The organism is Devosia geojensis (genome assembly GCF_000969415.1).
Lineage (GTDB): Bacteria > Pseudomonadota > Alphaproteobacteria > Rhizobiales > Devosiaceae > Devosia > Devosia geojensis.
Map to the genome: position 1 here is coordinate 1 of NZ_JZEX01000108.1, position 26,960 is coordinate 26,960.

Here is a 26,960-nt window from a genome sequence, read left to right on the forward strand (position 1 = left end):
CCCCAGCCCCTCCCCTCAAGGGGGAGGGGCAGCATTGTGCCTGTGGCACGCGCTCAGATATCCTCGAACCCGAACTCCGTCCGATAATAGTGCGCGACGTTGATCGTCTCCGTGGCCTCGAAGTTCTCGCCGGTTTCGACGAGGCCGACGATCCGGTCCAGCCGGAAGTTGCGATAGGCGACGCGCGTCTCGCACCAGGCGAGGATGGTCCAGTGGTCCCCCCAGCCGACGAGGGCCAGCGGCCAGATGACCCGTACCGACGGGTTGCCGTGCTCGTCGCGGTAGTCGATCCGAAGCTTGAGATACTCCGCCGCCGCCCGGCGCACCCTCTGGTGCCGATCGCGCTCCTCGGCCCCGCTCTGCAGCACCGGGATGCGGTAGGGCAGGCGCTCGAGGTCGGCTTTGACGCCATCGGGCAGCACTGCCTTCACCCGCTGTTCGGCGGTCGTTGCCGCAGTCGCCAAGTCCGGATCGGTGAAGGCCCGCACGAACTTGAGGCCGATGGAGATCGCGATGGCTTCTTCGGGCGAGAACATCAGCGGCGGCAAATGGGTATGGGGAGCGAGCAGGTACCCCACCCCCGCATCGCCCGAGACGGGCACGCCCTGGGCCGCAAGCGCGCCGATATCACGGTAGACCGTGCGCTCGGAAACCCCGAGCGTCTCGGCAAGGTCGCGCGCGGTGACGGCCGTGCGCCGGCCCTTGAGCAGGTTGACGAGGTGGAACAGCCGCTCCGCCTTGGACATGGGATTCGCTCCAGCTTCTGGGGCAGCTGGAATAGCACAAAAGTGGAACGAATCTCACGCATCAGGCGACGCGCAATATAAGACCGGCCGCCGCCCGCGACGGACCGGTATGGGTGAGCGAGAGCGAGGCCGGATCGACCGCGGCAAACCCCGGCGCCTTGCGCACGGCACGCGCAAGCTTCTCGGCCGCTGCCCAGGCGCTCGCATGGCTCTGCCACAGCACCGCGTCCGCCACCGGCGAGGGGCCGGCGAAGCCGGGCTGCTCCGCAAGCCACGCGTCTATCGCGGCATCGAACGCGGCCGGATCGCCGTTCTGGCCTTCGCGCAACCGGAAGGTTACGCGATAGGCCACCGGAGCGGCGAGCGCCTGGCGGCTTGTATCGAGAGGGATGAGTGCGCTCATGGGTCAGGCCGCGTCGTTGGCCGGCGCGGGCAGCCGCTCGGCCGCGCGATGGACGATGGCGACGTCGGCATGGGACATGTCGATGCTCGCCGGATCGATGGCGCGCATCGCCGGCGTTTCGCCGATCTCGCGCATCATCTTCTCGGCCGCCTGCCAGGCGGTGGCGCGGTTCTCCCAGAGTACGGTATCGACCCACCAGTTTCCGGCCCTGCGGTAGGAAAGATGGCGGGAAACGAACCCCGGCTGGCGCGCCAGCCATTCGTTGACCACGATGTTTGCCGTCAGGAACCCGGCCTCATGGCCATCGCGTAACCGGAAGGTGACGATTTCGAGCGTTTGCGGCATGGCGGGCTCCCTCTTTCTTGCGTCCATGAAAGGAGATTGTCACGACGCACTGTCAGCGCTTGTCAGGAGGCTGACAATGCCGCGCGCCGCTTGATTTTGCGCAGCGCGCACCCGAGATTGCCGCCATGAGCGACAAGCACGCGGCACCACCGTCGAACGGCCCGAAACGCGACCATTTCGACGGTCTCGTCGCCTTCGCGACGCTCGCCGAAACCCGCAATTTCCGCGCTGCCGCCAGGCGCCTCGGCATCTCGCCCTCGGCCTTGAGCCAGATCATCCGCCTGCTCGAAGCGCGCGTCGGCGCACCGCTCCTTGCCCGCACCACCCGCCAGGTGGGGCTGACGCAGGCGGGCGAGGCGTTCCTTGCGGGCGTGCGCCCGGCCATCGCCAATGTGGAAACGGCGCTGACGCAGGTGACGACGCTCGGCAGCAACGTCACCGGCCTCCTGCGGCTCAACGTGCCGCGCGCCGCGTCCGGCATGCTCTTCACGCAGCTCCTGCAGGAGTTCCTGGGCGCCCATCCGGGGCTCGAGGTCGAGCTCTTCGCCAGCGACAGCTTCGACAACGTTCTCGCCGACGGGTTCGACGCGGGCGTCCGCCTCGGTGAGACGCTGGACCCTGACATGGTAGCTGTGCCGATCACCCCGCCTTTCGCCTTTGCCGTCTATGGCAGTCCCGGCTACCTGCAGCGCAACGGTCGCCCGCTGGACCCGGCCGACCTTGCCGGCCATCGCTGCATCCGCTTCCGCAGCTCCGACGGGCGCATCTACCGCTGGCAGTTCGTGCGCGACGGGAGGATGTTCGAGATGGACGTGACCGGCGGCCTCATCGTCAACGACTCCGCCGCGAACCTCATGGCCGCCGAGGCGGGCGAGGGGCTGGCTTATGCGGCCTCGCCCCTCGCCCAAGTGCAGGTGGAGGAAGGTCGGCTGGAGCCGGTGCTGACCGCCTTCACGCCCGTCACGCCCGGCCTATTCCTCTATTATCCCGGCCGCACCCAGGCGCTGCCGCGCCTTACCGCGCTCGTCGAGTTCCTGCGCCAAAAGTTCCGTCAGAGGGCGGCGGTCATGCCGCCGTCGACGAAGACGGCCGAGCCGGTGAGGTAGCTCATCTCGTCGGCGCAGAGCGAGAGGGCCGCCTGCGCCATCTCGTCGGCGCTGGCGAGCCGGCGGAAGGCGTGGACGTTCTGGCGCGCCCACACGCCCACTGCCGCGTTCCAGGCCGCATCCGGCGCCTCCATCATCCCCGCCTGCCGGCGGATCATTTCGGTGTCGGTGGCGCCGGGACAGATAGCGTTGACCCTTATGTTGTCGGCCGCATATTCCAGCGCCGCCGTCTGCACCAGCCCGACCAGCGCGCGCTTGGTGGAGTTGTAGATGCCGAGGTTCGGCCGCGAACCGACGGCGTTGGCCGAGGAGGTGACGAGGATCACTCCGCCGCCATTGGCGCGCAGGTGCGGGATCTCGGCCTGCATGGCGAGCCAGACGCCGCGCACGTTCGTCGTCTGCACGTCGTCCCAGGTCTCGACGCTCGACTCGTGCAGCGGCGCGCTGATGCTGATGCCGGCGTTGTTGAAGGCGACATCGAGCTTCCCATAGCGCTCTACCACCCCGTCGACGAAAGCGGTGACGGCCGCCGGATCGCGCACGTCCGCCTCGAAATAGGTGGCTTCGCCCCCGGCGCCGCGGATCGCCTCCTCGACCTGCCGGCCACGCTCGACGCGCCGGCCGCAGAAGCCGACGCGCGCGCCCTCGGCGGCGAAGGCAAAGGCAGCGGCCCGTCCGATGCCGGAGGTCGCGCCGGTGATCAGCACCACCTTGTCGGTGAAGCGCGCCCGTTCGCCCGGCACCCGCACCACCTGCGCTCCCGGCGTGCCGCCGCTCGCCGCCAGCGCCCCGGCCGCCGCGCCGACGACCCCGGCCCCCACCACCGCGCCGCCGATGAACATCCGGCGGCTGAGGCCGCCTCCCGATTTCTCTTCGCTCATTTGGTCACCCCATGTCTAATGGGGCTTATGTGGCGCGGTGCAAGCGAGCGCATAAGAGCGCAAAATCGGCACGCGGCGTGAAGCGCGGCTTCGCAATCGTGCCGGTCCTGCCCCTCCGTTGTCACCCCGGCGGAAGCCGGGTCCAGTAAACGATGCCGGTGTGTTCGGGCAAAAAGTTTACCCAACCACCCGGTCATCCCCGCGAAAGCGGGGACCTCCGTTTGGGGTCTGCGCAATGCAACAGAGGTTCCCGCTTTCGCGGGAATGACCCGGTGGATAGTGATGTGCGCGCAACGTGAGCCAGCGTGTACTGGATTCCGGGATGACAGTTGGGAGGCGCCGGCCCCCTTTGACTTGCACGCCGTCCCTTCCGGGTGCAAAATCACACCTGGAGCGAAAAAGGGACGTCGCAGAAGCGTCCTGGAATCCGGTGCTACGGCGCCCGGTCCCCCGAACTCGATGAAGCTGCCGCATGTCGCGGCGGCCGCGAGAAAGGGTGACCAGAATGTCCTCGCAAGCCAATTCCCGTTTCGTTGTGATCCACGAAGACGACGTCGGCGTCAGCCACGGCGCCAACACCGCTTTCCTCGAGCTCACGCGCCTGGGGCTCTGCACCGCCGGCTCGGTGATGGTGCCGTGCGCGTGGTTTCCGGAAATCGCCGCCATAGCCCGCGACAACCCAGAGCTCGACCTTGGCGTGCACCTGACCCTCAACTCGGACATGAAGCCCTATCGCTGGCGCCCGCTGACCGGGGTGTCGGCGGAAGGCCTCACCGATCCGGACGGCTACTTCTGGGCCGAGGTGCCTGACGTGCGCCGCCACGCCGATCCGGCGGCGGTCGAGCGGGAGTTGCGCGCCCAGGTTGAAACCGCATTGGCCGCGGGCATCGACGTGACCCACCTCGATTGCCACATGGGCACGGCGATGATGCCCGAGTTCGTTGCCATCTACGAGCGGCTCGGCGCCGACTACCGCGTGCCGATCCTGCTGATGAAGGACTACATGACGTTCTCCGTCATGGACTATGTCGGGCCGGTGGCGACCGCCGAATTCGAGGCAGCCTCCGCGAGGGCGCGGCAGCGCGGGAACCCCATCGTCGACCTGCAGCTCGAGACGCCCTGGGAGTGGCCGCAGGGCATCGAGGCGGCCTATCGCGACCTGTTCTCGCGCGTGCCCGAAGGTCTCTCGTGGCTGGCCCTGCATTTCAATGCGCCCGGCGAGATCGAGCTCATGGCGAGCGACGCGGCGTTCCGGACCGGCGAATACGCGTTCTTCCGCAGCGGCCGTGCGCGCGAGCTGATGGCCGAATTCGGCATCGAACCGGTCGGCGTGCGCGAATGGCGGGACCGGATGCAGGGGTAGCCATCCGGTTACCAGACAATCGGGTGGGTCTCGCCCGTCTGTACGTTGACGAAACCCTCCGGCGCAAGCTTCGACGGTGCGACCAGCACCCAGCGCCAGGGCGCGCAGGTGAGCGTCGCGAAGATTAGGAATTCGGGGAATCCCGGCTTCCACCGGTTCATGGCAGCCGGCGCATAGATCCAGTCGACTTCCCCGGCGCGCGTAAGGAACGCCTGCATGTCGGCGTCGAGCGCTTCGGCGGGTCGCGCGGTCATCAGCCCCGCAACCTCCAGCCGCACCGAGCCGACGACCTCGCCCCGGTGCACCAGCGCCCAGCCGCCGTCGCTCTCCTGCACCCTGTTGACGGCTTTCGCCATCGCCGCGTCGGACGAGCCGATGCACCAGACATTGTGGCTGTCATGGGCGACGGAGCAGGCGAGCGCGGTGTCGGGATCGCGCGGGCCGCAGCCGGTCCAGAACATGGAGGCGACGGCGCCGTCGCCGCGATAGCGGTCGATCATCGACCATTTGGTGATGAGCCTTTCCGGCGCGCGCTGCACTTTGCCCTCGACCACCGGCAGCTCCTCGACGAGGAAGTCCTCGTTCCAGTGGAACGGGCGCAGCACCGCCGCCTGCATGGTCTTACGCCCCGGCGCGGCGGGAATGGCGAAATCGGCGGCGGCGAGGGTGCGGCCGATGTTCATGGTCTTGGTCGCCCAGTCCGGCCAGTCGATGCGGGGCAGGCGGCCGAGATAGGTCTTGCCCCGCGACGCGAGCCGGCCGTCGGCGTAGACATGGGCGATGGCGACGGAGGGCACGTCCTCCAGCAGCACGATGTCGGCGTAGCGGCCCGGAGCGATGGAGCCGACCCACTGGTCGATGCGCATGTGCCGGGCCGGATTGATCGTCACGCACTGGATGGCGATCTCGGGCGGGAGGCCGTAGCCGATCGCGTGGCGCACATTGTGGTCGGTCGCGCCGTCGCGCAGCGTATCGCTCGCCGAGCGGTCGTCGGTGGTGAAGGCGACGTTCGACCAGTCCTTGAGACCCCGTTCGATGAGGCCGGGAATGATCGCGTCGTAGGAGAACGGCCGCAGCTCCGTGAAGATGCCGCGCATCAGCCTGTCCCAGGCTTCGTCGAGCGCCCACACCTCATGGTCGGAGGAAAGTCCGGCGGCGATGAAGGCGCTGATCTCGTGCGGATCGGTGAGGCCCGAGCCGTGCCCCTCCACGATGCCGCGCTTCTCGAAGGTCGCCCCGATCATCCCCCACATACGCTGGTAGCCCGGATTGCCCGGGTCCCAGACCGACGGCCAGTCCATCACCTCGTCGAGGCTGACGACCGAAAGGTCCTTGTCGAGGAAGGCCTTCTGCTCTTCGTACCCGTACCAGCCGCCGCTCTCTTCCCAGGCGCTGGGCGGCACCGCCGAGCCCGGCTGGATGAAGACTTTCAGCGGCGAGCCGGCCAGCCGCGCCTTCTGCCAGAACTCGGTGTTCTTGGGGCCATTGACGTTGGCGAACTCGTGGCTCGCCTCGCACGTCCACGTATTGCCGCGCGGGATGACGAGCGCCGCCTCGTATTCGGGGGTGATGTGGGTGGACTCGATGTGCTTGTGCACCTCGCCGAAGCCGGGCACGGCAGAGAGGTTCGGGTACTTCACCCGCTCCGCCACCTCGCCGCGATAGGAGCCGATGGGCCCCACATAGGCGATGCGGCGGCCGGAAACGACGATCTCCTGATCATCGAGCCAGTGGTTGGCATGAGCGACGAACAGGCGCCCGACCTCGATGGCGAGGTCCGCCGGTTTCCTGGCGAGAGCCACCAGCGTCAGGTGCTGGCGGATCGCCACTTCATCGGCGGCATTGAGGATCAGGTCGACGGGCAGGCTCATATCTTGCTCAGCGTCTTCAGTTGCCGCGCCCGCTGGCTGCGGTAGGAGAAGAGGATGAGCGCCAGGATCGTCACTGCGAAGGGGATGGTCTGGATGAGCTCGCCCGGTATCCAGTTGAAGAGGTTGGGCATGACGATGGAAAGCGCCTCGAAGACGCCGAAGAGCAGGGCCGCCAGCATCGCGCCGACCGGATGGCGGGCGCCCAGTAGCACTGCGCCGAGCGCGATGAAGCCGCGGCCCGCCGTCATGTCGCGGGTGAAGCCGATATAGTTGAACATGGCGAGTTGCGCCCCGCCGATGCCCGCCAGCGCTCCCGAAGCAACGAGGCTCCAGGCGCGCACCTTGTTGACTGGAATGCCCGCCGCCTCGGGCGCGGCCGGATATTCGCCGACGCCCCGGAGCCACAGGCCATGCGGCGTGCGGTAGAGGAAGTACCAGACCGCAAAGACGGTGAGCGCCGCCAGCCACGAGAGGATAGAGTGCCCCGAAAGCAGTCGGTCGAGTGTCGGGCCGACAACGGGGATCGCCTCGAGGAAGGGAAGATCGACCGCCGGCACCGCCTTGGAGGTCAGGTTGATCGAGGTGCCCTTGTCGCCGCCCGTCGCCTGCGACAGCGCGAACACCGTGCCGCCGGCGGCAAGGATGTTGACGGCGAAGCCGACGAGAATGATGTCGGCCTTCATCTTCAAATGGAAGAACGCCATCAGCGCCCCGAGCAGCGCCCCTGCGAGCACGCCTGAGAGCACCGCCACGTACCAGGGCGCGTAGACCGAGACGATGACGGCGGTGAGCGCCGCAATCAGCATCATGCCCTCGAGCGCGACGTTGAGCGCCCCGGAAAGGTCCGAGATGAGGCCGCCGAGGGTCGCGAAGATCAACGGCGTCGCGGTGCGGATGACCGTAACGAAGAAGGTGGCCGAAAAGACCGTCATCAGCAGTTCGATCATTTCTGCGCAACTCCCGCGGTGGCGCCGGCCGGCGCTTCGTCCCGCCGCAGCAACCGGGCGAGCGCCTTGCGGCCCGGCACGGTGAAGGAGGAGGCTACGAGGAGGATGATGACCGCCTGCACCACCGAGATCATTTCGGTCGGCACGTCGGTGCGAATGCCCATCAGTTGCGCCCCCTGCCGCAGATAGCCGTAGAACAGCGCGACGAACGGCACGGCGAGCGGCCGGCTGCGCGCGACGATGGCGATGAGGATGCCCTCGAAGGCGAGGTTTCCGTCGAAATCGATGGAAAGCTTGCCGAACGCGCGCCCCTGCACGAAGACGGCGCCGAGGAGCCCGCCGATCGCGCCCGAGACCGTCATGGCGCTGACCATGATGGCGCTGGCGCGGATGCCCGAATATTCGGCGAATTTCGGGTTGTGCCCGACGAGCCGCAGCTTCAGCCCCCAGCTCGTCCGGTAGAGCACGAACCAGACGATGACGACGCAAACGAGCGCGATGACGATGCCGAGGTCGAAGCGCGTGCCGGGGATGATCGCCGGGAACACCGCCGTCGGAGGAAACGGCTCCGTCATCAGCTGACCGGTGCCCGGCGGGGCGAGGTGCGCGCGCACCAGGTAGTTGACCACGCGGATGGCGATGTAGTTGAGCATCAGCGACGAGACGATCTCGCTCGCCCCGAACCGCGCCTTCGCATAGCCGGGGATGAACCCGTAGGCCGCGCCCGCCGCCATCGCGGCCAGCATCGAGAGCGGAATGGCGATGGGTGTCGCCCCGATCGGCGACATGGCAACGAGCGCGGCAAAGAGCCCGCCGACATAGACCTGCCCCTGCACGCCCATCGAGAACTGGCGCGCCTGGAAGATGAGGCTGAAGGCAAGGCCAGTCAACGTCAGCTTGGCGATGTCGTCGACCCAGAGGCCAAGCGTGCGGTTGGAGGAGAGCGGAGCGGTCAAGAGCGTCGTGAAGGCGGCGCCCGGGTCCTGCGACGTCGCCAGCACCACGACGTAGGCGACGATGAGCGCGATGACGAGCGCGGCGGCGGCGCGGCCGGCTTCCCGGCCGAAAGATGCGAGGTTCATCGCAGCGCGCTCCTCATGGTATCGGCTTCCTGCGTTTCGAGGCCGAGCATGTAGGTGCCGAGCGTCTCAGCGTTCAAAGCCTCGGAATTGACGAAGGCGGCGACGATCCGGCCGCGGTAGAAGACCACCAGCCGGTCGGCGAGCGCTAAAAGCTCGCCGAGGTCGGCCGAGCTCAGCAGCACCGCCGCCCCGGCGTCGCGCGCGTCGGTGATCGACTTCCAGATGAACTGCGTCGCCCCGAGGTCGACGCCGCGCGTCGGCTGGTTGACGAGCAGCAGCTTAGGCTCCTCGGACAGCTCGCGCGCCACCACCACTTTCTGCATGTTGCCGCCAGAGAGCGTGCCGACGGCGGAGTTCGGTCCTCCGACGCGGATCGAGAACCGCTCGATGAGCGACACCGCGTTCTCGCGGATCGCCTTGAGGTCGAGGAGGCCCCGGCGCACGAACCGGGCATCGTCCAACCGCGTGGCGACGAGGTTCTCGGCGACGCTCGATCCTGTGGCGAGGCCTTGCGCGATGCGGTCCTCGGGAATGTTGGACAGTCCCTTGCCGCGCCGCTCCAGCACCGAGAGCGGCAGCATGTCGGCGCCGTCGAGATAGATGGCGCCCTCCGCCACCGGCCGCAGGCCCGCGACCGCTTCCAGCAGCTCGGCCTGTCCGTTGCCCTCGACGCCGACGAGGCCGACGATCTCGCCGGAATGGACCCTCAGGTTCAAATCCTCGGCGATGGTCGCGCCGTTGTCGCCGACGAGCTTCAAGGCCTTGATCTCGCAGGCGAGCGCCCCGGCCGTTTGCCCGCGCTCGACCCGCAGCGACACCTCGCGCCCGACCATCATGGTCGCAAGGCTCTGCTCGGTGACGCTTTTCGTCTCGACCTCGCCCACCGTCCGCCCGCCACGCATCACGGTGATGCGGTCGGAAATCTCCAGCACCTCCGGCAGCTTGTGGGCGATGAAGATGACCGTGCGGCCCTGCTCGACCAGCGAACGCACGGCAACGAAGAGCTCGGCCACCTCCTGCGGGGCGAGCACCGCCGTCGGCTCATCGAGGATGAGAATGCGCGCGTTGCGGTAGAGGGCCTTGAGGATTTCCACCCGCTGCTGCTGGCCAACGGGCAGTTGCTCGACCGGCGTCAGCGGATCGACGTTGAGCCGGAAGCGTTCGGAGAGGGCCCGCACTTCGGCTATGGCCTTCTCCCGGTCGAAGCGGATGCCGGATTTCGGTTCGGAGCCCAGCACCACGTTCTCGTAGACGGTGAACGACGGCACGAGCGAAAAATGCTGGAACACCATGCCGATGCCCGCATCGATCGCCTCGCGCGGATTGGCGAAGGCGATCGCGTTGCCCTCGAGCCGCAACTCCCCGGCATCGGGCTTCTCGATGCCGAAGAGGATCTTCATCAGCGTCGACTTGCCAGCCCCGTTCTCGCCGACGACCGCGTGCACCTTGCCGGATTGTACCGAGAGGTCCACCCCGTCATTGGCGAGCGTGCCGCCGGGATAGGTCTTTCGGATGGCTATGGCTTCGAGCAGGGCGGCCATTCTGGGTGATCCATCTCAAATTCCGAGGCCGTCATTCCGGCGAAAGCCGGGATCCAGTAAGCACGAGTGTCGGAGTGTTTCCACTGGTTCATCCTTCCACCGGGTCATTCCCGCGAAAGCGGGAACCTCTGTTCATTGCTCACCCGGTAACGGAGGTCCCCGCTTTCGCGGGGATGACCCGCTGTGGGGGGTATGGGGCAAGAACGGTACTGAGGCATGCACCCGCACCGTCTCGGCCTTCGGCCGATCCACCCTCTCCCACGAGGGGAGAGGGGAGGGTGCCACCCGTTCCCTTCTCCCCTCGTGGGAGAAGGTGCCCGCAGGGCGGATGAGGGGGTCTTCGTTACTGCATCACCGTATCGACTTCGATCTCGCCGGCGATGATCTGGGCTTCGACCGCGTCCACCTCGGCGCGCACCTCCGCCGGCACGGTCGCTTCGTAGTAGCTGTTCTTGGACAGCCCCACGGCCCCGTCGGCAAGGCCGAGCAGCACCGTCGAGCCGTAGGGCGCGGTGCCGGCCAGCGTCTGCTCGAGGGCGGTATAGAGCGATTGGCCGACCTTCTTTTCGACCGAGGTGAAGATCACTTCCGCCTGCGCCGCGTCGGTCGGGGCGAAGATCTCGGCCTGGTCGCTGTCGACGCCGACGGCGAGCTTGCCTTCGTCGCGCGCCGCCTGCAGCGCGCCAATGCCGGTGCCGCCCGCGATCGGGAAGACGATATCGACGCCCTGTGCGAACTGGGCGAGCGCCAGCTCCTTGCCCCTGGCCGGATCGGTGAACGAGCCCGCGATCGCGCGGGTCACTTCCACGTCCGGATTGGCCGCCTTGGCGCCCTGTTCGAAGCCGACGGCGAACTCGACGATCGTTGCCCCTTCGACGCCGAGGATTTCACCGAGCTTGCCCGTCTCGGAGATTTTGGCCGCCGCATAGCCGGCAAGGTAAGCCGCCGTCGAGGTGCGGTACTGGATGGCGAGGATGTTGGGGAAGGCGCCGCCCGAAAAGTCCGGCGTGTCGTCGAAGAGGATGAACCTGGTGTCCGGGTACTCCGGCGAGAGCGCCTGCATGAACCCGTTCATCTCCCAGGTGCCGCCGATGACGACGTCAAAACCCTGGTCGGTGGCGTCGGCCAGCGCCGGCTCCCAGCGGCCGCGGTCAAGGCCCGCCTCGATCACGGTCACCTCCACCGGCAGCTCGTCCTCGGCCCGCTGCAGGCCGGCGGCGGCGGAGTCGAAGAAGCTCTTGTCGCCGAGATTGCCGTGGACGACGAGGGCCACGGTCAGCGGGTTCTCCTCGGTATACTCCTGCGCCAGCACGGCCGGCGCCGAGACCGAGCCCATCAGCCCCGCCGCAAGGGCGAGGCCGGCAAAGCTGCGGCGGGTGAGTTTTCCTGAGGTCATTCGGGGCGCTCCTTGTGGGGTTTTGTTATGCGGTTGCTATTCTCGCGCGAGGGGCAGGGGCGTAGGCGATGGATGCCTGGTAGAGCCCCACCAGCCGTTCGATGCGGCCTTCCTCGACGAGGGTGACCATGGGCGTGCCGAGGCGACCTGAAGGGTCGACGACGGTCATGCCGCGCGTGATGCCCGGCGCGAGCGCGACATCGACGGAAGCCTTGATCGACCTGGTGACGATCGACGGCTCGATGACGACCGCGGCGGCGAACGGGTCGACGAAACGGAAGGCATCGCCCCCGCCATAGCCGGCAATGGTCTGGCGGGCGTGTTGCGCCAGCGCCTGCGAGAACGCCTTTTCCGGTCCCTCCGGAAGCGGCGCGAAGAGCGCATCGACGTCGGCGCCGACCATGTAATGGGTGACGCACGGCTCCCACGGCACGACGACGGTCTCGATGTCGGCCTGGAAGACGATGGCGGCCGCTTCAGGGTCGGCGTAGATGTTGAACTCGGCCGCGGGCGTGGTGTTGCCGCGCCCGTAGACCGAGCCGCCCATGATGGTGAGCTGCCCGATGCCGACGGTGATCGTCGGCTCCAGCCGCAGCGCCAGCGCCAAATTGGTCAGCGGCCCGATCATCAGGATGTCGACCTTCTCGCCCCGCCCCGCCGCTTCCCGGAAGGTGCGGCGCAGGAACCCGATGGCGTCGGTGCTGGCGACCTGCCCGGTGCGGGCGGGGCGCGGCGCGCCGCCGAGCCCGTCTTCGCCATGAATGTGCTCGGCCGAGATGATGGGTTGGGCAAGCGGCCGGTCGGCGCCGCTGTGGACGGGAATATCGGTATCGGCGACGGCAAGCGTCGCAAGGATGTTACGGGTCGCGGCGGCGAGCCCCACATTGCCGAAAACGGTGGTGATCGCGTCCGGCGTGCGCCCGTTGGCGATCAGCATCAGCAGGGCCTGGGCGTCGTCGACGCCCCCATCGGTGTCCAGTATAAGGCGGTTGTGCGCCACTTATGCAGCCTTTCTTGCTTCTTCCACGCGCGCCCAGAAATCCGTGTAGGTTTCCGTGTAGCGGGCGCGGATGTCCTTGTGGTCGTCGCGGGTGAGGGTGCGGTCGCGCACCAGCTGCTCACCGGCGACCCAGACATGTCGCACGTCCCGGCCGCTGCCGGAATAGACGAGAAGCGTCTCGACGTCGGGCGTTTCCGAATAACCCGGACCGCGAATGTCGATGGCGATGAGGTCGGCCGCCTTGCCGGCTTCCAGCGAGCCGGTCTCGTGGTCGAGCCCCAGCGCCCGCGCGCCCTCGATCGTCGCCATGCGGATGAGCTCGCGGCTGGAGATCGGCTGGGCGCGGCCCTCGCGGTGCGAGGCGACGAGACCCGCGACCTTCATTTCCGCGATCATGTCATAGGAATTGTTGGCCGCGACATTGTCGGTGCCGAGCGCCACGACGACGCCGGCCTCGCGCAGCTTCACCGCCGGGCACATGCCTTCGCGGCCGGACCGCAGCCCCGCCGTTGCGCAATAGGCGACCGAGGCGGCAGGGGCAGCGGCAAAGATCGCGATGTCTTCGTCCGAGAGATCGAGGCAGTGTGCCGCGTGCACGCGACCGGCGAAGAACCCGTCGCGCGAGAGCGCTTGCGTCGCGGTAAGGCCATAGAGGGCGAGGGTCTGTTCGTTGTCCTCGGGACCGGCGGCCATGTGCAGGTGCATGCCGCAACCGTATTTGACCGCGAGCTCGACTTCGGCGCGCAGCAGGTCCTCGGAATTGTCGACATAGGGCGCGTGCGGCCCGAACCAGGGCACGATCCGCCCATCCGCCGAGCGCTGCTTCTCGATGAAGTCGGCGGCGTTCTGCAGCTCCTCGATGCCGCGCCCGGTATCGCCCAGCTGCACGATGCCGTAGGCGATGACGGCGCGCAGCCCGCTCTTTCCTGCCGCCTCTGCGATCTCCTCGGCAAAGAAATACTGGTCGCAGAATGTGGTGGTGCCCGACAGCGCCATCTCCGCGCAGGAGAGCGAGACCGCCGGACCGATGTCGGAGGGCAGCAGCGACAGCTCCGGCTCGCGGATGGAGTTGTACCAGCCCTCCATGGTGAGCAGGCTCTGCCCCTCGGAGCGCCCGCGGAAAAGCACCATGGCCGAATGGGTATGGGCGTTGACGAGGCCGGGCATGACGAGGTGGCCGGGCAGGGCAATGGCTTCGTCGAACCCGGCCGGGTCCGGCGTCGTCTCCTGAGGGCCGACGCCAGCGATGCGCTCGTCGCGGATGGCGACCCAGCCGCCCTCGAACACCGTATCGGCGCTATCCACAGTCAGCACCGTCACATCGAAAATTAGTAGAGAACCCATTTGACCAAATGCAAGTAAAGCGGTTTACATAGCGATCTAACGCCACTCCGACCGGATTTGTCAAATGCAATTGCGGCGCCTGTGCACAAACTCTAAGCGTAATGGCTTCTTGCACAATATCGCGGCAAGCATGGCTGACCTGCGCGCACGCGAAGGCCGCTGATGGCCGGCGCGATCGATATGTCCCGCGTAAGCTGGCCGGACGTCGCCGAGGCGCTGGAGCGCGGCGTCATCGCCGTGCTTGCCGTCGGCGCCGTCGAGCAGCACGGCGCCCACCTGCCGCTGACCACGGATGCCGACCTCGCCCATGGCGTCGCAAGGCGCATCGCTGATGGCCTCGGTGCGCTCCTGCTGCCGCCGGTCGCCTATGGCGATGCCTGGAACAACGAGGCTTTCCCCGGCACCCTCTCGATCTCGCCCGAAACGCTGCGCGCCGTGCTCGAGGATATCGGCCGCGGCCTCATCCGCATGAATGTCGAGGCGCTGGTGCTCGTCAACGGCCACTTCGGCAACCGCGAGCCCATCGCGCTCGCCGCCCGCACATTGACCGGCCAGGGCCTTCCGGTGCTGCATCTTGACTATCCGCGCCTCGAAGCGCTGGCCGTGCAGATCTGCGAGAGCGAGCCGGCGGGCTCTGGCTTCTATCACGCCGACGAGGTCGAGACCGCGATGATGCTGGCTTTGCGTCCGCAAGCAGTCGACATGAGCCGCGCGGCAGCAGAATATCCGGAATTCCCAGTGACTTTCGGACACGAACCCATGCAGCTGCGCGAGTTCAACACCACCGGCGTCTTCGGCGACCCGCGGCCGGCAACGGCCGGCAAGGGCGAGGCGCTGATCGCCGGCATCGTCGAGGCAAGCCTGCAACTGGTCGAAGCCTTCCGGCTTCGCCACAAGGGGCACGAGGTGACAGATGGCAACGCTCAATGATGTCGCCGAGGAAGCCGGGGTTTCTCCCACCGCGGTCTCCCGCTACCTCAACAACCGCATCGAGCTGCCGCAGGCGACCCGCGACCGGATCGACGCGGCCATCGCCAAGCTCGACTACCGCCCGAACCTCCTCGCCAAGCGCCTGTCGACCGGCAAGACCGAGGCCATCAGCCTCGTCACGCCCGAGATCGCCAACCCGTTCTTTGCCGAGCTCGCCGCTGCCGTCGAGGCCGAGGCCGAGCGGCACGGCTATGCCGTCTACATCTCCTCGACCGGCGGCAGCCGCGCCAAGGAGATCGACGCCCTCAACCGCCTCCGCGACCAGCACGTCGACGGGCTCATCATGATGACCAACCAGCCCGACGACGGCACGCTCGCCAGGCTCCTCAAGGGCGCCGGCAACGTCGTGCTGCTCGACGAGGACGTGCCCGACGTCGCGGTCCCGCGCGTCTTCGTCGAGAATGTCGAGGGCGCCTATCTCGCCGCTAACCACCTCATCGAATTGGGGCACGACGACATCGCCCTCATCAGCGGTCCGGCCGAGCTCTTTTCCGTGCGCGAGCGCCTCGCCGGCTTCGAGCGGGCGATGGACGAGGCGCGCCTGCCGGTGCGCGCGCACTGGATCCTGCTCAAGGACTATTCGCGCCAGTTCGGCTACGAGGCCATGAGGTGGCTCCTCAAGCAATCGCCGCGCCCGACCGCCGTCCTCGCCTGCTCGGACTACCTCGCCATCGGCGCCCTGAAAGCCGTGCGCGAGGCGGGGCTCACGGTGCCCGGCGACATCTCCCTCGTCGGCTTCGACGACATGCCGTTCGCCGAGTTGGTCGATCCGCCGCTGACGACCGTGCGCCAGCCTATCGCCGATATGGGCCGCATCGCCTTCGAGCGGCTGATGGCCGTTCTCAACAAGACGCCGGCGCCGGCGCTGACCCGCCTGCCGGTGGAGCTGGTGGTGCGCAAATCGGTGGCGCCGGCCAAACGAAAGACCAACTGAATGACCAAGCCGAAAATCCTCATCGCCGGGGAATCCTGGACCGTCCACTCCATCCACCAGAAGGGCTTCGACAGCTTCACCACCACCGAATACGCCGAAGGCGTGCGCTGGCTGCGCTCGGCGCTGGAGGGCGCCGGGTGGGACGTGACCTACCAGCCCGCGCACGTCGCGGCCCGCGAGTTCCCCGCGACCCCTGAGGATCTGGCCGCCTACGACTGCGTCGTGCTCTCGGATATCGGCGCCAACACCCTGCTGCTCCATCCGGACACCTTCGTGCGCTCAAAGGTGCTGCCCAACCGGCTAGAGGCCGTCCGCGACTATGTCGCCGACGGCGGCGGCTTCGTGATGGTGGGCGGGTACCTCACCTTCCAGGGCATCGACGCCAAGGCGCAGTATGCCGGCACGGCCATCGAAGAGGCATTGCCGGTGACGCTCTTCCGCCATGACGACCGGATCGAGGCCCCGCAGGGCGTTGTACCCGTGGTGGCGGATGCCGCGCACCCGATCGTTTCCGGCCTCGGCGGCGAGTGGCCCGCGCTCCTCGGCTACAACCGGGTGGCGATGAAGAACGGCGCCGGCCTCGTCGCCTCCGTCGGCGCCGATCCGTTGATTGCCGCAGGCCAGTTCGGCAAGGGCAGGGCGGTCGCCTTCACCTCCGACTGCGGCCCCCACTGGGCCCCGCCGCCCTTCGTCGAATGGCCGGGCTACGCCCGCCTCTGGGCACAGATCGCCGGCTGGGCGGCGGGACGGCTGTGACAGAAGCACCGCGTGCCTTGGCACCATCCAGTACACACGGATGCCTCGGTCCCGCACAATGCTGATATCTTCACAGGGTCATTCCCGCGAAAGCGGGAACCTCTGTTTTCTCCACCGCTCCTTGTAAACAGAGGTCCCCGCTTTCGCGGGGATGACCCCGAGCGGATCGAAAGACAGGTGCAATGACGCAGGCGAATCTGCCCCATGCTCTCCCCGACGACCTCATCGTCAATGCCGCCGACGAGGTGGCCATCCGCCAGCACCTGGCGCTGGTCGCCCTCGGCAAGCGCCCGGCGGACCGCAGCCTCACCGTCGGACGCCTGCTCGACGTCAACGGCCGCCGTTGGCATGGGGACCAGGAGATCGTCATCTCCGGCCGCCGCATCGCCTGGGTCGGGCCGGCCGGCGCCTATCCCGGCGAGGTCGCCGAGCGGGTCCGCGAGCCGCGGCTTGCCGCCGTCCCCGGCTTCGGCGAGGTGCACAAGCACATCGAATCGAGCCACGTGACCCCGGAGTGGGAGGCGGCGCTCGTCATCCCCCACGGCAACACCTGGACCTGCGAGGCGAGCCACGAGTTCTCCAACGTCAATGGCCCCAGGAACCTCGAATTCTGGCTGACGGCGCGCCGCGCCGGCAGCCCGATGAAGATCTTCCCGCTTCCGGGCTCGGCCGTGCCGCCCACCGCCTACGAATGGGGCGGCGGCCATTTCGGCTATGACGAGCAGCGCGCGTTCCTCGCAAGCCAGATGATGGTCGCCGGCCTCGACGAGGTGATGGACTGGCCCGCGGTCTGGAACCCGGAGAATCCTTCGCACGAGCGGCTCTGGGGCATGATCCGCGCGACCTTCGAGGCGCGCGGCGTCGTCGAGGGGCATGCGGCCGGCATGCGGGCCGTCGACGACATCAACGCCTTCGCCGCCGCCGGCATGGCCTCCGACCACGAGGCGTGGACGGCCGAGGAGGTGCGCGACAAGCTGCGCCGCGGCCTCTTCATGGAGCTGCGCCCGCATTCGCTCAAAGACATCGTCAGCGGCCTCCTCGCCGAGGGGCAGGAGGACTGGTCGCAGTTCGCCCTCTGCACCGACGACCGCTCGGCGTCCGATACGCTCAAGATTGGCGCGACCGACCACAATGTCCGCCTCGCCATCGAGGCGGGGCTCTCGCCCGAAATCGCCATCCAGCTTGTCACCATCAACCCGGCCCGCCACATGCGGCTGACGCCCTGGGTCGGCTCCATCGCGCCGGGGCGCTTCGCCGACATGGTGCTGCTCGACGATGTCGAAACGCTCTCCATCGCCAAGGTCTGGGCCGATGGCGAGGAGGTTGCGGCAGGCGGCAAGTACCTCAAGCCGGTGCCCAGGATCGATTGGCCCGACTGGGCGACGCAGACCGTCAACATCGCCCGTGAGCTCACCGCCGCTGATTTCGCCATTCCCGCCGCGCCGGAGCGCGGGACCATGCAGGCCGCGGTGCTCCGCCCGTTCCACTGGACCGACGAGTTCATCACCATGGAGCTGCCGGTGAAGGACGGGAAGGTGCAGCGCGACGCCGACCGCAACGTCACCAAGTTCGCCATCGTCGATCGCTTCTCGGGCGAGGGGAAAGTGGCAAAAATGTTCTGGCTCGGCACAGGGCCGCGCACCCCGGAGACTGCGCTCGCCTGCTCCATGGGCCACGACAAGCACAATATCTGGGCCGTCGGCTCCTCCGATGCCGCCATGGCGCAGGCGGTCAACGCGCTGCGGCAGACGCAGGGCGGCTGGGCGCTGGTGCGCGAAGGCCGCCTTGCCGCGATCGTGCGCTACGAGGTCGGCGGGCTGATGACCTGCCGCCCGCCCGAGGAGCTCGATGCCGAGATGCAGGCGCTCTACAAGGCGGCCGAGGGGATCGACTGGATGTACGAACCGACCTTCTCGCCACGCTGGTGGCCGGGATTCCCCGAACGCCTCGCCTTCGCGACATTGACCTGCGCCCCATGGCGCTGGGTGCTCGTCGCCCCCTCGCCGCTGGCGCCGGAGGGTTTTGTCAACGTCGCGACGGGGCAGACGCACCCCATCGTCTGGTAGGGGGTTCATTTCGGCGATTGGTGGACAATTCCTGCCGTAACGGCTTGGGGCAGGGCGGCGGAGCGTTATTTCTGCGGACTACTGGCAGGGCCCAATGATGTAGGAGACGGAAGTGAGAGGCAGTTGGCTGCCATATCCCACCGGCTGTCATCCCGGCGAAAGCCGGGACCCATCCTGAGATGCCACGCCGGCCGCAAGGTGCATGAACGGGGCGGGTAATCGCGCTCCCCGTGCTTACCGATGCGTTCAAGGTTGGATCCCGGCTTTCGCCGGGGATGACGTTCAGTGGTATGGGCGGCGGTGTGCCGTCACCGCCCGATCACCATAGCGTCGCTTTCCCCCTCGACCAGCTCCATCGGCCAGAGTTTGTGCACGAAACCTTGGGGAAACTGATCGGCATAGGCGGGCATCGTAGCAAGGAGTCCCTCCGCCAATCCGATGCCGAGATCGCGCAGCGACATGCGGAAGCTGGTGAGGGCGGGCGAGAGGAACTGTGACTGCGGCCCCTCGCGGAAGCCAACGACGGCGAGGTCGCGTCCCGGCGTCAGGCCGGCCTCGTTGAGGCGGCGGTAAAGGCCGATCGCCATCATCTCGTAGACGAGCACGATGGCAGTTGGGCGCTTTTCCATGGCGAGCAGTGCGTTGCCGATGGTGTAGCCGCCATGCTCGCTCGATCTGGCGCGGATGATGTGGGACGGATCGACCGTCAGCCTGTGATGCGCCATCGCATCCTCGAACGCATCGCGGAAAACGTAGCCGAGGTTGATCTCGTTGTCGGGAATGGCGACGGCGATCTGCCTGTGCCCGAGCGCTGCGAGGCGCGCGACCGCTTTATGCGCGACCCCTTCGAAGTCCAAATCGATCCACGCGTGCTCATCGGGCCCGCCCGTTCGCCCGAGGGCGATGAACGGTATGCGCGCCGCCTTGAGAAGATCGATCCGGCGGTCCCTGCGCTGGGTGGCCGAGATGATGACGGCATCGACCAGGCGCCGGGCGACGATTCGCTGCAGATAGTCGTGCGGATCCTCGTTGACCGAGCAGGGCAGGACCACGAGGTCGAGGTTGTGCTTGAGCAGCGCGCCCGTCAGTCCGCCGATAACGCCGAGGAAGAAGTTGTCGCTGTTGGTTTCCGTCTCGTCGTTGGACTCGATCATGAAGCCGACGGCGTTGGTGCTCCCGCGCCGCAGCGACCGGCCCGCCTGATTGGGGGCGTAGCCGAGCAGGGCGGCCGCATCGAGCACGCGCCTGCGCGTCTCCTCGTTGACGTCCGGCTTGCCGTTCAGCGCGCGCGAGACCGTCCCGATCGAGATATCGAGGTGCTGCGCCAGCCGCTTGATGCCCTTCATCTTTCCTCCCGTTCGGCACGACTGGTGCCACAGTTGAGGGCAGGTGTCATGGATTCTTGTTTGGTGGCCCTCCACCTGTCATCCCGGCGAGAGCCGGGGTCCAGTAAACGATGCGGCCCGGTTTTCGTTCGGCTCGACAGGCTTTGAAGCATCGATGCCAAACCGCCCGGTTGGCGTGTACTGGTTCCCGGCTCTCGCCGGGATGACAGCCGGGAGTCCCCTGATCCAGTCGTGCTTTCCGCCGACGCGAAATGCCTCCCGCGACGATTCTTCAGAAACGTTTACGAAAGCCCATTGACTCACATCCGGCTCCCATCTTAGCGTCGTAAACGTTTACGGAGCAACCGCGACAGTGAGCCCGAACGGGCCGGCCGCTGGATGCTCTCGAGGAGGAGTTTCATGACGTTTCGCGCGGTGCTCGTCGGTTGCGGCGCCATGTCCAAGGGGTGGCTTTCGGCGCTCGCCGGCAGCGATCTGCTGAAGGGCAGGGTGGAGGTCGTCGGCCTCGTCGATATCGACCGCAAGACTGCCGAAGCGCGCGCCGCCGAATTCGACCTCTCGGAGGCAGTCATCGGGACCGACCTTCAAGCCGTGCTCGCCGAGACCCGGCCCGATATCCTGTTCGACGTCGTGATCCCCGCCGCTCGTCACTCCGTGGTCGAGACCGGTCTTGCCCATGGCTGCCACGTGCTCAGCGAAAAGCCGATGGCGACGACCCTTGATGCCGGGCGTGCGCTGGTTGCCGAGGCCGAGAAGGCGGGCCGTGTCCATGCCGTGGTGCAGAACCGCCGCTTCATCGCAGGCGTGCGCCGCATTCGCCGCTTCCTCGAAAGCGGAGCGATCGGCGAGCTCACGGGCCTGCACTGCGATTTCTTCATCGGCGCGCACTTCGGCGGCTTCCGTGAGGAGATGGAGAACGTCCTGCTCCTCGACATGGCCATCCACACCCTCGACGCCGCCCGCTTCATGCCCGGCAAGACGCCGCTCGCCGTCTATTGCCACGAGACCAATCCGCGCGGTTCCTGGTACGCCCATGGCGCAGCCGCCAACGCCATCTTCGAGTTTTCCGACGACGTGGTCTTCACCTATCGCGGTTCCTGGGCCGCCGAGGGCGCCAACACCAGTTGGGAGAGCGCCTGGCGCTTCATCGGCACCAAGGGCACGCTCCTCTGGGACGGCGCCGACGCCTTCGAGGCCAGGGTCGTCGCCAATGACACCGGGTTCCTGCGCGAGCTCGCGCCCATGGAGGTGCCGGACCCTACCGACCTCCGTCAGACCCATGGCCACGCCAGCGTCATCGCCGAATTCCTCGATGCCATTTCGGTCGGCCGCACGCCCGAGACAGCCAGCAACGACAACATCAAGAGCCTTGCGATGGTCTTCGGCGCGATCGAAAGCGCTAGGACCAAGAAGCGGGTCGAGATCACCCTTTAGCGCGTAAAATTTTGACGAGATCCTGAGAGAGATTTGAACGTGAGCGACCCCGCAAAATCTATTCGTATCGGCACCATGATCTCCGCCTCCGGCGGCAAGGCGGCCGAGGATATCCGCAAGATCGTCAACCTCGGTTTCGAGAGTTTCGAGCCCTTCTTCTGGCAGACGACCAACGGCCAGAACCTCGCCGAACTCGGCAAGCGCTGCCGCGAGGCGATCGGGGATCGCGACATCACCATCTCGACCCTCGGCATGTTCGGCAACCCGCTCGAAGACAAGCCCATGGACCTCGAAACGCTGCAGGGCTGGAAGGACTGCATCGACAACGCCCATCATTTCGGCGCCACCTGCATCGCAGGCTTTACCGGGCGCATCCGTAACAAACCGCTGACCGATAGTCTGCCTCGGTACAGAGAAGTGTGGTCGGAGCTCGCCAAGCGCGCCGCCGACAAGGGCGTCAGGATCGCCTTCGAGAACTGCGCCATGGACGGCAACTGGCAAACCGGCGACTGGAACATCGCCCACAATCCGGACGCCTGGGAGCTGATCTTCAACGAGACGCCGGACGACCACGTCGGCCTCGAATGGGAGCCGTGCCATCAGCTCGTCTACCTCATCGATCCGCTGCCGCAGATCAGGAAGTGGGCGCATAAATTCTTCCACGTCCACGGCAAGGACGCGACGGTGCGCTGGGACGTCATCCGCGAGCACGGCGTCTTCGGCAAGGAGAAGTTCGTGTTCATGCGGACGCCGGGCTTCGGCGACAGCAACTGGACCGACATCATCTCCGAGTTGCGCCTGGCCGGCTGGTCCGGCTCCATCGACATCGAGGGCTGGCACGACCCCGTCTATCGCGACGCGCTCGAAATGACCGGCCAGGTGCGCGCCCTCAACTACTTGAAGACCTGCCGCGGCGGCGACTTCGTCGACACCGAGGCGGCCTATGGCGGGGGAGATCCTTCGCTCAAGCTTTCGGCCTGACCGGCCGGAAAAACAAGTCCATTGTTCAAAAGGGAGGGAAACCATGGACAAGGCAACACTGAAACTCGGCGGGCTGCTGCTCGCCGCTACGATGATGACGGCTCCGGCCACGGCGCAGACCATCGTCAAGGTCTGGTCGATCGACGGCACCAACCAGCCGGGCGTCTCCGATACGCTTTCCAAGGAGTTCAACGAGCGGGGAGGGGATATCCAGATCGAGTACCGCTCGATCCCGTTCGACGAGCTCGTCAACGAGGCGCTGCGCGCCTTCGCCACCGGCAACGCGCCCGACATCATCTCGGTCGACAACCCCGATTTCGCACTGTTCTCCTCGCGCGGCGCGTTTCTCGACATCACCGACCGCGTGGCCAATTCCGACGTCATCGACCCGGCGAACTACTTCCAGGGCCCGCTCAACTCCGTGACCTGGGACGGCAAGCTCTTCGGCGTGCCGAAATATACCGATACCATCGCGCTCTTCTACAACAAGGACCTGTTCGAGGCCGCGGGCATCGCCGAGCCGCCCAAGACCTGGGACGAGCTGCTGGAGACCGCCCGGGCGCTGAACGATCCGGCCAACAACGTCTACGGCATCACCTTCTCGGCCCGCGCCGGCGAGGAGGGCACGTTCCAGTTCCTGCCGTGGATCCAGATGAGCGGCGGCTCCTACGGAGAGGTCAACGGACCCGGCGCCGTGCGCGCGCTCGAGATCTGGAAGACGATGGTCGATGAACGCCTGGCCAGCCAGGACGTGCTGAGCCTCGGCCAGTGGGATTCGACCGGCACCTTCAACACCGGCAACGCCGCAATGGCCATCTCGGGCCCCTGGGAGCTCAACCGCATGGTGGAAGACGCCCAGTTCGACTGGGCCGTCGCGCTGTTGCCGACCGACACCGACGGCGGCGAACGCTCCTCGGCGCTGGGCGGCTTCAACTACGGCATCTTCGCCACCACCCAGAACCCGGACGCCGCTTTCGAGGTGCTGGAGTTCTTCGTTTCCCAGGACGAGCGCATGTTCCCCGAGTTCTCCTCGCTGCCGGCGCGTAACGACATCGTGCTGCCGGAAACCGGTGTGCCGCTGAAGGATGCCGCGCTCCAGGTCTTCCAGGAGCAGCTTCAGTACGCCCAGCCGCGCGGGCCCCATCCCGAATGGCAGAAGATCTCCAAGGCCATATACGACGCCATGCAGGCCGCGCTCACCGGCCAGCAGACGCCCCAGCAGGCGCTCGACCAGGCCCAGCAGACGATCGCGGGAATCCTCGGATAAAGCTCTCTCCCTGACTGGCTGCCGGGATCGTCCCCCGGCAGCCATTTCTTCGAGCGGCACGATGGAGGAGAGGTCGACCATGGATATATCGGAGGCACCTGCGGTCAATTCGCGTCGGCGCGGCAATCCCGTCTCGCGAATCCTGTCCAGCATCCGCGACGGCAATGGCTTCGACATTCTGCTCGTTGCCGCGCCGCTGGTGTTTCTGGTGCTGCTCGCCGGCCTGCCGCTCATCTACAACGTGCTGATGAGCTTCCAGCAGGTGGACATGTTCACCCTGGGAGCCTGGATCCGGCCGTTCGCCGGGTTCGACAACTACATCTCGGTGATCTCGCAGCCCGAGTTCCCGCTGGTTGTGCGCAACACCATCATTTTCGTCGTCGGCTCGATGGCCGGCCAGTTCGTCCTCGGCTTCGCGCTCGCCCTGTTCTTTGCCCAGAACTTTCCGGGCGCGGCGACCATCCGCGGGCTGTTCCTCGTTTCCTGGGTCATGCCCGGCCTCGTCGTCGGCGCCATCTGGAGCTGGATTCTCGCCGGCGACTTCGGCGTGCTGAACGCCATCCTGCGCTCGCTCGGCCTCATCGAGGCGGCCATCTTCTGGAAGTCGGACCCGAACTTTTCCATATGGGCCGTCACCATCGCCAATATCTGGCTCGGGCTCGCCTTCAACATGCTGCTGCTTTCGGTTGGGCTGGCGGCGATCCCCAAGGAACTCTACGAAGCGGCCGCGCTCGATGGCGCCAACGCCTGGAAGCGGTTCCTGACCATCACCCTGCCGATGATGCGCCCGACGATCGGCGCCGTGCTCTCGCTCGGCCTCATCGGCACACTGCAACAGTTCGACCTCTTCCCGGCCATCACCGAGGGTGGCCCGGCCAATTCCTCGACCGTCGCGCAGTACTGGGCCTGGCAGATGTCGTTCACCCTCTATGATTTCGCGCGCGGCGCGACGATCTCGGTGATGATGTTCGTCCTCGTGCTCTTCGCCTCGATCCTCTACGTGCGCTCGACCAGAAGCGAGGTGCGCGGATGACCCGGCCCTGGACGCAATGGGTGCTCCTCGCCGTGGCGCTGGCCATGGCGGCGGTCTACCTCTTCCCGCTTTATTGGATGTACGTGACCAGCCTCAAGACCAACTCGGAGATCTTCGCCAACCCGCCGAGCTTCTGGCCGGCCGACCCGCAGTTCGCAATCTATCCGGGTGTCTGGGCGCGCCGGAGCATGAGCACCTTCCTCTGGAACTCGACGATCATCGCCGCGGGCGTCACCGCGGTCACGGTGATCCTCGGCACGGGCTGCGCCTATGTGCTGGCGCGCTACCGCAACGCCTGGGTCGACGTTGGGCTCTTCTGCATCCTGATGCTGCAGGTGCTGCCTGCGTCGGTGATGATCACGCCGCTCTTCGTCGGCTTCAACCAGGTGGGCCTGCTCGGCAGCCCGCGCCTTGCCGTGATCCTCGCCTCGGCGGCCAAGGCCATGCCGTTCTTCGTGGTGCTGGTGCGCGCCACCTTCATGAGCGTGCCGCGTGAGCTGGAGGAGGCGGCGCTGGTCGACGGCAATTCACGCGTCGGGGCGTTCTTCACCATCGTCCTGCCGCTGGCGCGCAACGGCATTCTGGTCTGCGCCATCCTGACCTTCATGTCGGCGTTCGGCGAATACATCTACTCCAAGTCGATCATCCAGGACCCGCGCTTCCAGCCGGCGAGCGTCGGGCTCTCCGGCTTCCTCGGACCCAACTCCAGCGACTGGAACGCCATCATGGCCTATTCGGCCATCTACGTGACGCCGATCCTCGCCGTCTTCGTGCTACTGCAGCGCCGCATCGTTTCCGGCCTCACCTCGGGAGCCCTCAAATGAGCAACGTTCAGATCGAGCTGACCGGCGTCGACAAGCATTACGGGCAGTTCCATGCCTTGAAGGACATCAACCTCTCGATCGAAAAAGGAACCTTCGTTGCGCTCGTCGGCCCTTCGGGCTGCGGGAAGTCGACGCTCCTGCGCTCGCTGGCCGGACTGGAAACCATTACTGGCGGCACCATGAAGATCGCGGGCGAGGTGATGAACGACGTACCGCCACGAAAGCGCGACGTCGCCATGGTGTTCCAGAGCTACGCGCTCTATCCGCACATGCGGGTGGCCGAGAACCTCACCTACTCGCTGCGCCTCAAGGGCACGCCCAAGGAACAGGCGCTGGCCGCTGCCGAAGAAGTGGCGCGCACCACCGGTCTCTCGCACCTTCTCGGCCGTTTCCCGCGCGAGCTCTCGGGAGGCCAGCGCCAGCGTGTCGCCATGGGCCGGGCGATCATCCGCCACCCCAAGGCGTTCCTGTTCGACGAGCCGCTCTCCAACCTCGATGCGGCGCTGCGCGTCCATATGAGGAAGGAGATCCGCGCCCTCCACGACCGCCTGGGCGCCACCTCCGTCTATGTGACGCATGACCAGGTGGAGGCCATGACCATGGCCGACCGCGTGGTGGTGATGCGCGACGGGGTGATCGAGCAGGAGGGCGCTCCGCTCGAGCTCTACGACAAGCCGGCCAGCCGGTTCGTCGCCGGCTTCATCGGCTCGCCGGCGATGAACTTCGTGCCTGCGATGATCAGCGAGGACGGGCAGGCGGTCCTGTTGGACCTGCCCGACGCGCCGCGCCTGCCGATAGGGCGCGCGCTGGAACCAGGACGCAGGGTTTCGGCGGGGCTGCGCCCCGAACACCTGACGGTGACGAACGCTGAGACGGCGGCGCTGCGCCTGCCCGTCGGTGTTGTCGAATCGACCGGCTCGATGACGTACATCTCGAGCGGGACGGACCCCGAGATCACGGTGGTGATCCACGGCCGCAGCCCGCTCTCGGCCGGCGAGGTCATGGGCCTGACCATCGCGCCCGAGAACGTGCACCTCTTCGACGTCGAGAGCGAACGCGTCATATGACGCTGTAGGCCAGCACGGAAATCAGCGGAACCAGCAGCACTGCGGCAACGGCGAGCCGGGTGACGCCGCCCAGGGCGGGCAGGCTCGTCGTAACTGTGCGGAAGTAGGCGTCCTCCATGTTCTCGCCCCGCGGTGGGCGTTTGAGGGCGTTGAGCTGCGATATGTGGCAGGCGAGCAGAAGGTCCATCGGTCATCTCCTTGCGAAAGGGTTCGCAATTGGCCGAATGCCCGAAGCTG

At 66.9% G+C, this 26,960-nt stretch carries 25 protein-coding genes; 12 read left to right on the forward strand and 13 right to left on the reverse strand.

What is annotated here, in order from left to right; all coding sequences use genetic code 11:
* Positions 1–53: 53 nt before the first annotated feature.
* From VE25_RS10810 to VE25_RS21850, 3 genes are all read right to left on the reverse strand, one after another.
* Positions 54–746, reverse strand: a complete 693-nt coding sequence (locus VE25_RS10810) for a helix-turn-helix transcriptional regulator (protein WP_046108636.1) — start codon at positions 744–746, stop codon at positions 54–56.
* A gap of 61 nt (positions 747–807) precedes the next feature.
* Complete coding sequence (locus VE25_RS10815) at positions 808–1,149, reverse strand: hypothetical protein (protein WP_046108637.1); 342 nt, start codon at positions 1,147–1,149, stop codon at positions 808–810.
* Between the two features lie 3 nt (positions 1,150–1,152).
* Positions 1,153–1,494, reverse strand: coding sequence for a hypothetical protein (locus tag VE25_RS21850; RefSeq protein ID WP_052731892.1), 342 nt, complete (start codon positions 1,492–1,494; stop codon positions 1,153–1,155).
* 125 nt (positions 1,495–1,619) lie between these two features.
* Between VE25_RS21850 and VE25_RS10825 the strand changes: the two genes are divergently transcribed.
* On the forward strand, positions 1,620–2,600 hold the full coding sequence (locus tag VE25_RS10825) for a LysR family transcriptional regulator (protein WP_046108638.1): 981 nt from the start codon (positions 1,620–1,622) through the stop codon (positions 2,598–2,600).
* Here the strand turns inward: VE25_RS10825 and VE25_RS10830 are convergent.
* Positions 2,546–3,481 carry an SDR family NAD(P)-dependent oxidoreductase gene (locus tag VE25_RS10830; protein WP_083988868.1) on the reverse strand — a complete coding sequence of 312 codons (936 nt, stop codon included), beginning with the start codon at positions 3,479–3,481 and terminating at the stop codon, positions 2,546–2,548. The two genes, VE25_RS10825 and VE25_RS10830, sit on opposite strands and share 55 nt — an antisense overlap.
* A 505-nt stretch (positions 3,482–3,986) precedes the next feature.
* On the opposite strand from VE25_RS10830, the gene VE25_RS10835 reads away from it, so the two are divergent.
* On the forward strand, positions 3,987–4,844 hold the full coding sequence (locus tag VE25_RS10835) for a polysaccharide deacetylase family protein (protein WP_052731893.1): 858 nt from the start codon (positions 3,987–3,989) through the stop codon (positions 4,842–4,844).
* 8 nt (positions 4,845–4,852) lie between these two features.
* Here VE25_RS10835 and VE25_RS10840 read toward each other — a convergent pair whose 3' ends face one another.
* The 7 genes from VE25_RS10840 to VE25_RS10870 all read right to left on the reverse strand — a co-directional run bounded on the left by VE25_RS10840 (position 4,853) and on the right by VE25_RS10870 (position 14,025).
* Positions 4,853–6,715 carry an adenine deaminase gene (locus VE25_RS10840; protein ID WP_046108640.1) on the reverse strand — a complete coding sequence of 621 codons (1,863 nt, stop codon included), beginning with the start codon at positions 6,713–6,715 and terminating at the stop codon, positions 4,853–4,855.
* The gene (locus VE25_RS10845; protein ID WP_046108641.1) at positions 6,712–7,662 is read right to left on the reverse strand and encodes an ABC transporter permease; all 951 of its coding nucleotides are present in this window, start codon (positions 7,660–7,662) and stop codon (positions 6,712–6,714) included. The genes VE25_RS10840 and VE25_RS10845 overlap by 4 nt, the downstream gene beginning before the upstream one ends.
* Positions 7,659–8,744, reverse strand: coding sequence for an ABC transporter permease (locus tag VE25_RS10850; protein WP_046108642.1), 1,086 nt, complete (start codon positions 8,742–8,744; stop codon positions 7,659–7,661). Before VE25_RS10850 ends, VE25_RS10845 begins: the two co-directional genes overlap by 4 nt.
* Positions 8,741–10,285 carry an ABC transporter ATP-binding protein gene (locus tag VE25_RS10855; RefSeq protein WP_046108643.1) on the reverse strand — a complete coding sequence of 515 codons (1,545 nt, stop codon included), beginning with the start codon at positions 10,283–10,285 and terminating at the stop codon, positions 8,741–8,743. The genes VE25_RS10850 and VE25_RS10855 overlap by 4 nt, the downstream gene beginning before the upstream one ends.
* A gap of 343 nt (positions 10,286–10,628) precedes the next feature.
* Positions 10,629–11,681, reverse strand: coding sequence for a BMP family lipoprotein (locus tag VE25_RS10860; RefSeq protein WP_052731894.1), 1,053 nt, complete (start codon positions 11,679–11,681; stop codon positions 10,629–10,631).
* A 25-nt stretch (positions 11,682–11,706) separates the two neighbouring features.
* Positions 11,707–12,681 (reverse strand): nucleoside hydrolase, encoded by a 975-nt coding sequence (locus VE25_RS10865; protein WP_083988870.1) that lies wholly within the window; start codon positions 12,679–12,681, stop codon positions 11,707–11,709.
* On the reverse strand, positions 12,682–14,025 hold the full coding sequence (locus tag VE25_RS10870; protein WP_046108644.1) for an amidohydrolase family protein: 1,344 nt from the start codon (positions 14,023–14,025) through the stop codon (positions 12,682–12,684).
* 162 nt (positions 14,026–14,187) lie between these two features.
* Between VE25_RS10870 and VE25_RS10875 the strand changes: the two genes are divergently transcribed.
* The 4 genes from VE25_RS10875 (at position 14,188) to VE25_RS10890 (ending at position 18,771) form a co-directional block, all read left to right on the forward strand.
* Positions 14,188–14,955, forward strand: a complete 768-nt coding sequence (locus VE25_RS10875) for a creatininase family protein (RefSeq protein ID WP_046108645.1) — start codon at positions 14,188–14,190, stop codon at positions 14,953–14,955.
* A complete protein-coding gene (locus VE25_RS10880; protein ID WP_046108646.1) occupies positions 14,939–15,949 on the forward strand; it encodes a LacI family DNA-binding transcriptional regulator in 1,011 nt (336 codons plus the stop codon). Before VE25_RS10875 ends, VE25_RS10880 begins: the two co-directional genes overlap by 17 nt.
* Complete coding sequence (locus VE25_RS10885; RefSeq protein WP_046108647.1) at positions 15,950–16,705, forward strand: glutamine amidotransferase; 756 nt, start codon at positions 15,950–15,952, stop codon at positions 16,703–16,705. It begins immediately after the preceding gene.
* A 182-nt stretch (positions 16,706–16,887) separates the two neighbouring features.
* On the forward strand, positions 16,888–18,771 hold the full coding sequence (locus VE25_RS10890) for an adenine deaminase (RefSeq protein ID WP_046108648.1): 1,884 nt from the start codon (positions 16,888–16,890) through the stop codon (positions 18,769–18,771).
* 308 nt (positions 18,772–19,079) lie between these two features.
* Here the strand turns inward: VE25_RS10890 and VE25_RS10895 are convergent, their stop codons facing one another.
* Complete coding sequence (locus VE25_RS10895) at positions 19,080–20,117, reverse strand: LacI family DNA-binding transcriptional regulator (protein ID WP_046108649.1); 1,038 nt, start codon at positions 20,115–20,117, stop codon at positions 19,080–19,082.
* A 399-nt stretch (positions 20,118–20,516) separates the two neighbouring features.
* Here VE25_RS10895 and VE25_RS10900 point away from each other — a divergent pair, with 399 nt between their 5' ends.
* The 6 genes from VE25_RS10900 (at position 20,517) to VE25_RS10925 (ending at position 26,723) form a co-directional block, all read left to right on the forward strand.
* Positions 20,517–21,551, forward strand: a complete 1,035-nt coding sequence (locus VE25_RS10900) for a Gfo/Idh/MocA family protein (RefSeq protein WP_083988871.1) — start codon at positions 20,517–20,519, stop codon at positions 21,549–21,551.
* A 39-nt stretch (positions 21,552–21,590) separates the two neighbouring features.
* Positions 21,591–22,532 carry a sugar phosphate isomerase/epimerase family protein gene (locus tag VE25_RS10905; protein ID WP_046108756.1) on the forward strand — a complete coding sequence of 314 codons (942 nt, stop codon included), beginning with the start codon at positions 21,591–21,593 and terminating at the stop codon, positions 22,530–22,532.
* A 43-nt stretch (positions 22,533–22,575) separates the two neighbouring features.
* Complete coding sequence (locus VE25_RS10910) at positions 22,576–23,799, forward strand: ABC transporter substrate-binding protein (RefSeq protein ID WP_046108650.1); 1,224 nt, start codon at positions 22,576–22,578, stop codon at positions 23,797–23,799.
* A gap of 79 nt (positions 23,800–23,878) precedes the next feature.
* On the forward strand, positions 23,879–24,832 hold the full coding sequence (locus VE25_RS10915) for a carbohydrate ABC transporter permease (protein ID WP_046108651.1): 954 nt from the start codon (positions 23,879–23,881) through the stop codon (positions 24,830–24,832).
* Positions 24,829–25,656, forward strand: coding sequence for a carbohydrate ABC transporter permease (locus VE25_RS10920; RefSeq protein WP_046108652.1), 828 nt, complete (start codon positions 24,829–24,831; stop codon positions 25,654–25,656). Before VE25_RS10915 ends, VE25_RS10920 begins: the two co-directional genes overlap by 4 nt.
* Complete coding sequence (locus VE25_RS10925; RefSeq protein ID WP_046108653.1) at positions 25,653–26,723, forward strand: ABC transporter ATP-binding protein; 1,071 nt, start codon at positions 25,653–25,655, stop codon at positions 26,721–26,723. Before VE25_RS10920 ends, VE25_RS10925 begins: the two co-directional genes overlap by 4 nt.
* On the opposite strand, the gene VE25_RS10930 is transcribed toward VE25_RS10925, so the two are convergent.
* Complete coding sequence (locus VE25_RS10930) at positions 26,716–26,910, reverse strand: hypothetical protein (protein WP_046108654.1); 195 nt, start codon at positions 26,908–26,910, stop codon at positions 26,716–26,718. The genes VE25_RS10925 and VE25_RS10930 overlap by 8 nt on opposite strands.
* Positions 26,911–26,960 lie beyond the last annotated feature (50 nt).

Bases quoted from the DNA above. Each gene is read 5' to 3' on its own strand.
- VE25_RS10810 (WP_046108636.1), bottom strand. From the start codon at position 746: ATGTCCAAGGCGGAGCGGCTGTTCCACCTCGTCAACCTGCTCAAGGGC.
- VE25_RS10815 (WP_046108637.1), bottom strand. From the start codon at position 1,149: ATGAGCGCACTCATCCCTCTCGATACAAGCCGCCAGGCGCTCGCCGCT.
- VE25_RS21850 (WP_052731892.1), bottom strand. From the start codon at position 1,494: ATGCCGCAAACGCTCGAAATCGTCACCTTCCGGTTACGCGATGGCCAT.
- VE25_RS10825 (WP_046108638.1), top strand. From the start codon at position 1,620: ATGAGCGACAAGCACGCGGCACCACCGTCGAACGGCCCGAAACGCGAC.
- VE25_RS10830 (WP_083988868.1), bottom strand. From the start codon at position 3,481: ATGAGCGAAGAGAAATCGGGAGGCGGCCTCAGCCGCCGGATGTTCATC.
- VE25_RS10835 (WP_052731893.1), top strand. From the start codon at position 3,987: ATGTCCTCGCAAGCCAATTCCCGTTTCGTTGTGATCCACGAAGACGAC.
- VE25_RS10840 (WP_046108640.1), bottom strand. From the start codon at position 6,715: ATGAGCCTGCCCGTCGACCTGATCCTCAATGCCGCCGATGAAGTGGCG.
- VE25_RS10845 (WP_046108641.1), bottom strand. From the start codon at position 7,662: ATGATCGAACTGCTGATGACGGTCTTTTCGGCCACCTTCTTCGTTACG.
- VE25_RS10850 (WP_046108642.1), bottom strand. From the start codon at position 8,744: ATGAACCTCGCATCTTTCGGCCGGGAAGCCGGCCGCGCCGCCGCCGCG.
- VE25_RS10855 (WP_046108643.1), bottom strand. From the start codon at position 10,285: ATGGCCGCCCTGCTCGAAGCCATAGCCATCCGAAAGACCTATCCCGGC.
- VE25_RS10860 (WP_052731894.1), bottom strand. From the start codon at position 11,681: ATGACCTCAGGAAAACTCACCCGCCGCAGCTTTGCCGGCCTCGCCCTT.
- VE25_RS10870 (WP_046108644.1), bottom strand. From the start codon at position 14,025: ATGGGTTCTCTACTAATTTTCGATGTGACGGTGCTGACTGTGGATAGC.
- VE25_RS10875 (WP_046108645.1), top strand. From the start codon at position 14,188: ATGGCCGGCGCGATCGATATGTCCCGCGTAAGCTGGCCGGACGTCGCC.
- VE25_RS10880 (WP_046108646.1), top strand. From the start codon at position 14,939: ATGGCAACGCTCAATGATGTCGCCGAGGAAGCCGGGGTTTCTCCCACC.
- VE25_RS10885 (WP_046108647.1), top strand. From the start codon at position 15,950: ATGACCAAGCCGAAAATCCTCATCGCCGGGGAATCCTGGACCGTCCAC.
- VE25_RS10890 (WP_046108648.1), top strand. From the start codon at position 16,888: ATGACGCAGGCGAATCTGCCCCATGCTCTCCCCGACGACCTCATCGTC.
- VE25_RS10895 (WP_046108649.1), bottom strand. From the start codon at position 20,117: ATGAAGGGCATCAAGCGGCTGGCGCAGCACCTCGATATCTCGATCGGG.
- VE25_RS10900 (WP_083988871.1), top strand. From the start codon at position 20,517: ATGACGTTTCGCGCGGTGCTCGTCGGTTGCGGCGCCATGTCCAAGGGG.
- VE25_RS10910 (WP_046108650.1), top strand. From the start codon at position 22,576: ATGGACAAGGCAACACTGAAACTCGGCGGGCTGCTGCTCGCCGCTACG.
- VE25_RS10915 (WP_046108651.1), top strand. From the start codon at position 23,879: ATGGATATATCGGAGGCACCTGCGGTCAATTCGCGTCGGCGCGGCAAT.
- VE25_RS10920 (WP_046108652.1), top strand. From the start codon at position 24,829: ATGACCCGGCCCTGGACGCAATGGGTGCTCCTCGCCGTGGCGCTGGCC.
- VE25_RS10925 (WP_046108653.1), top strand. From the start codon at position 25,653: ATGAGCAACGTTCAGATCGAGCTGACCGGCGTCGACAAGCATTACGGG.
- VE25_RS10930 (WP_046108654.1), bottom strand. From the start codon at position 26,910: ATGGACCTTCTGCTCGCCTGCCACATATCGCAGCTCAACGCCCTCAAA.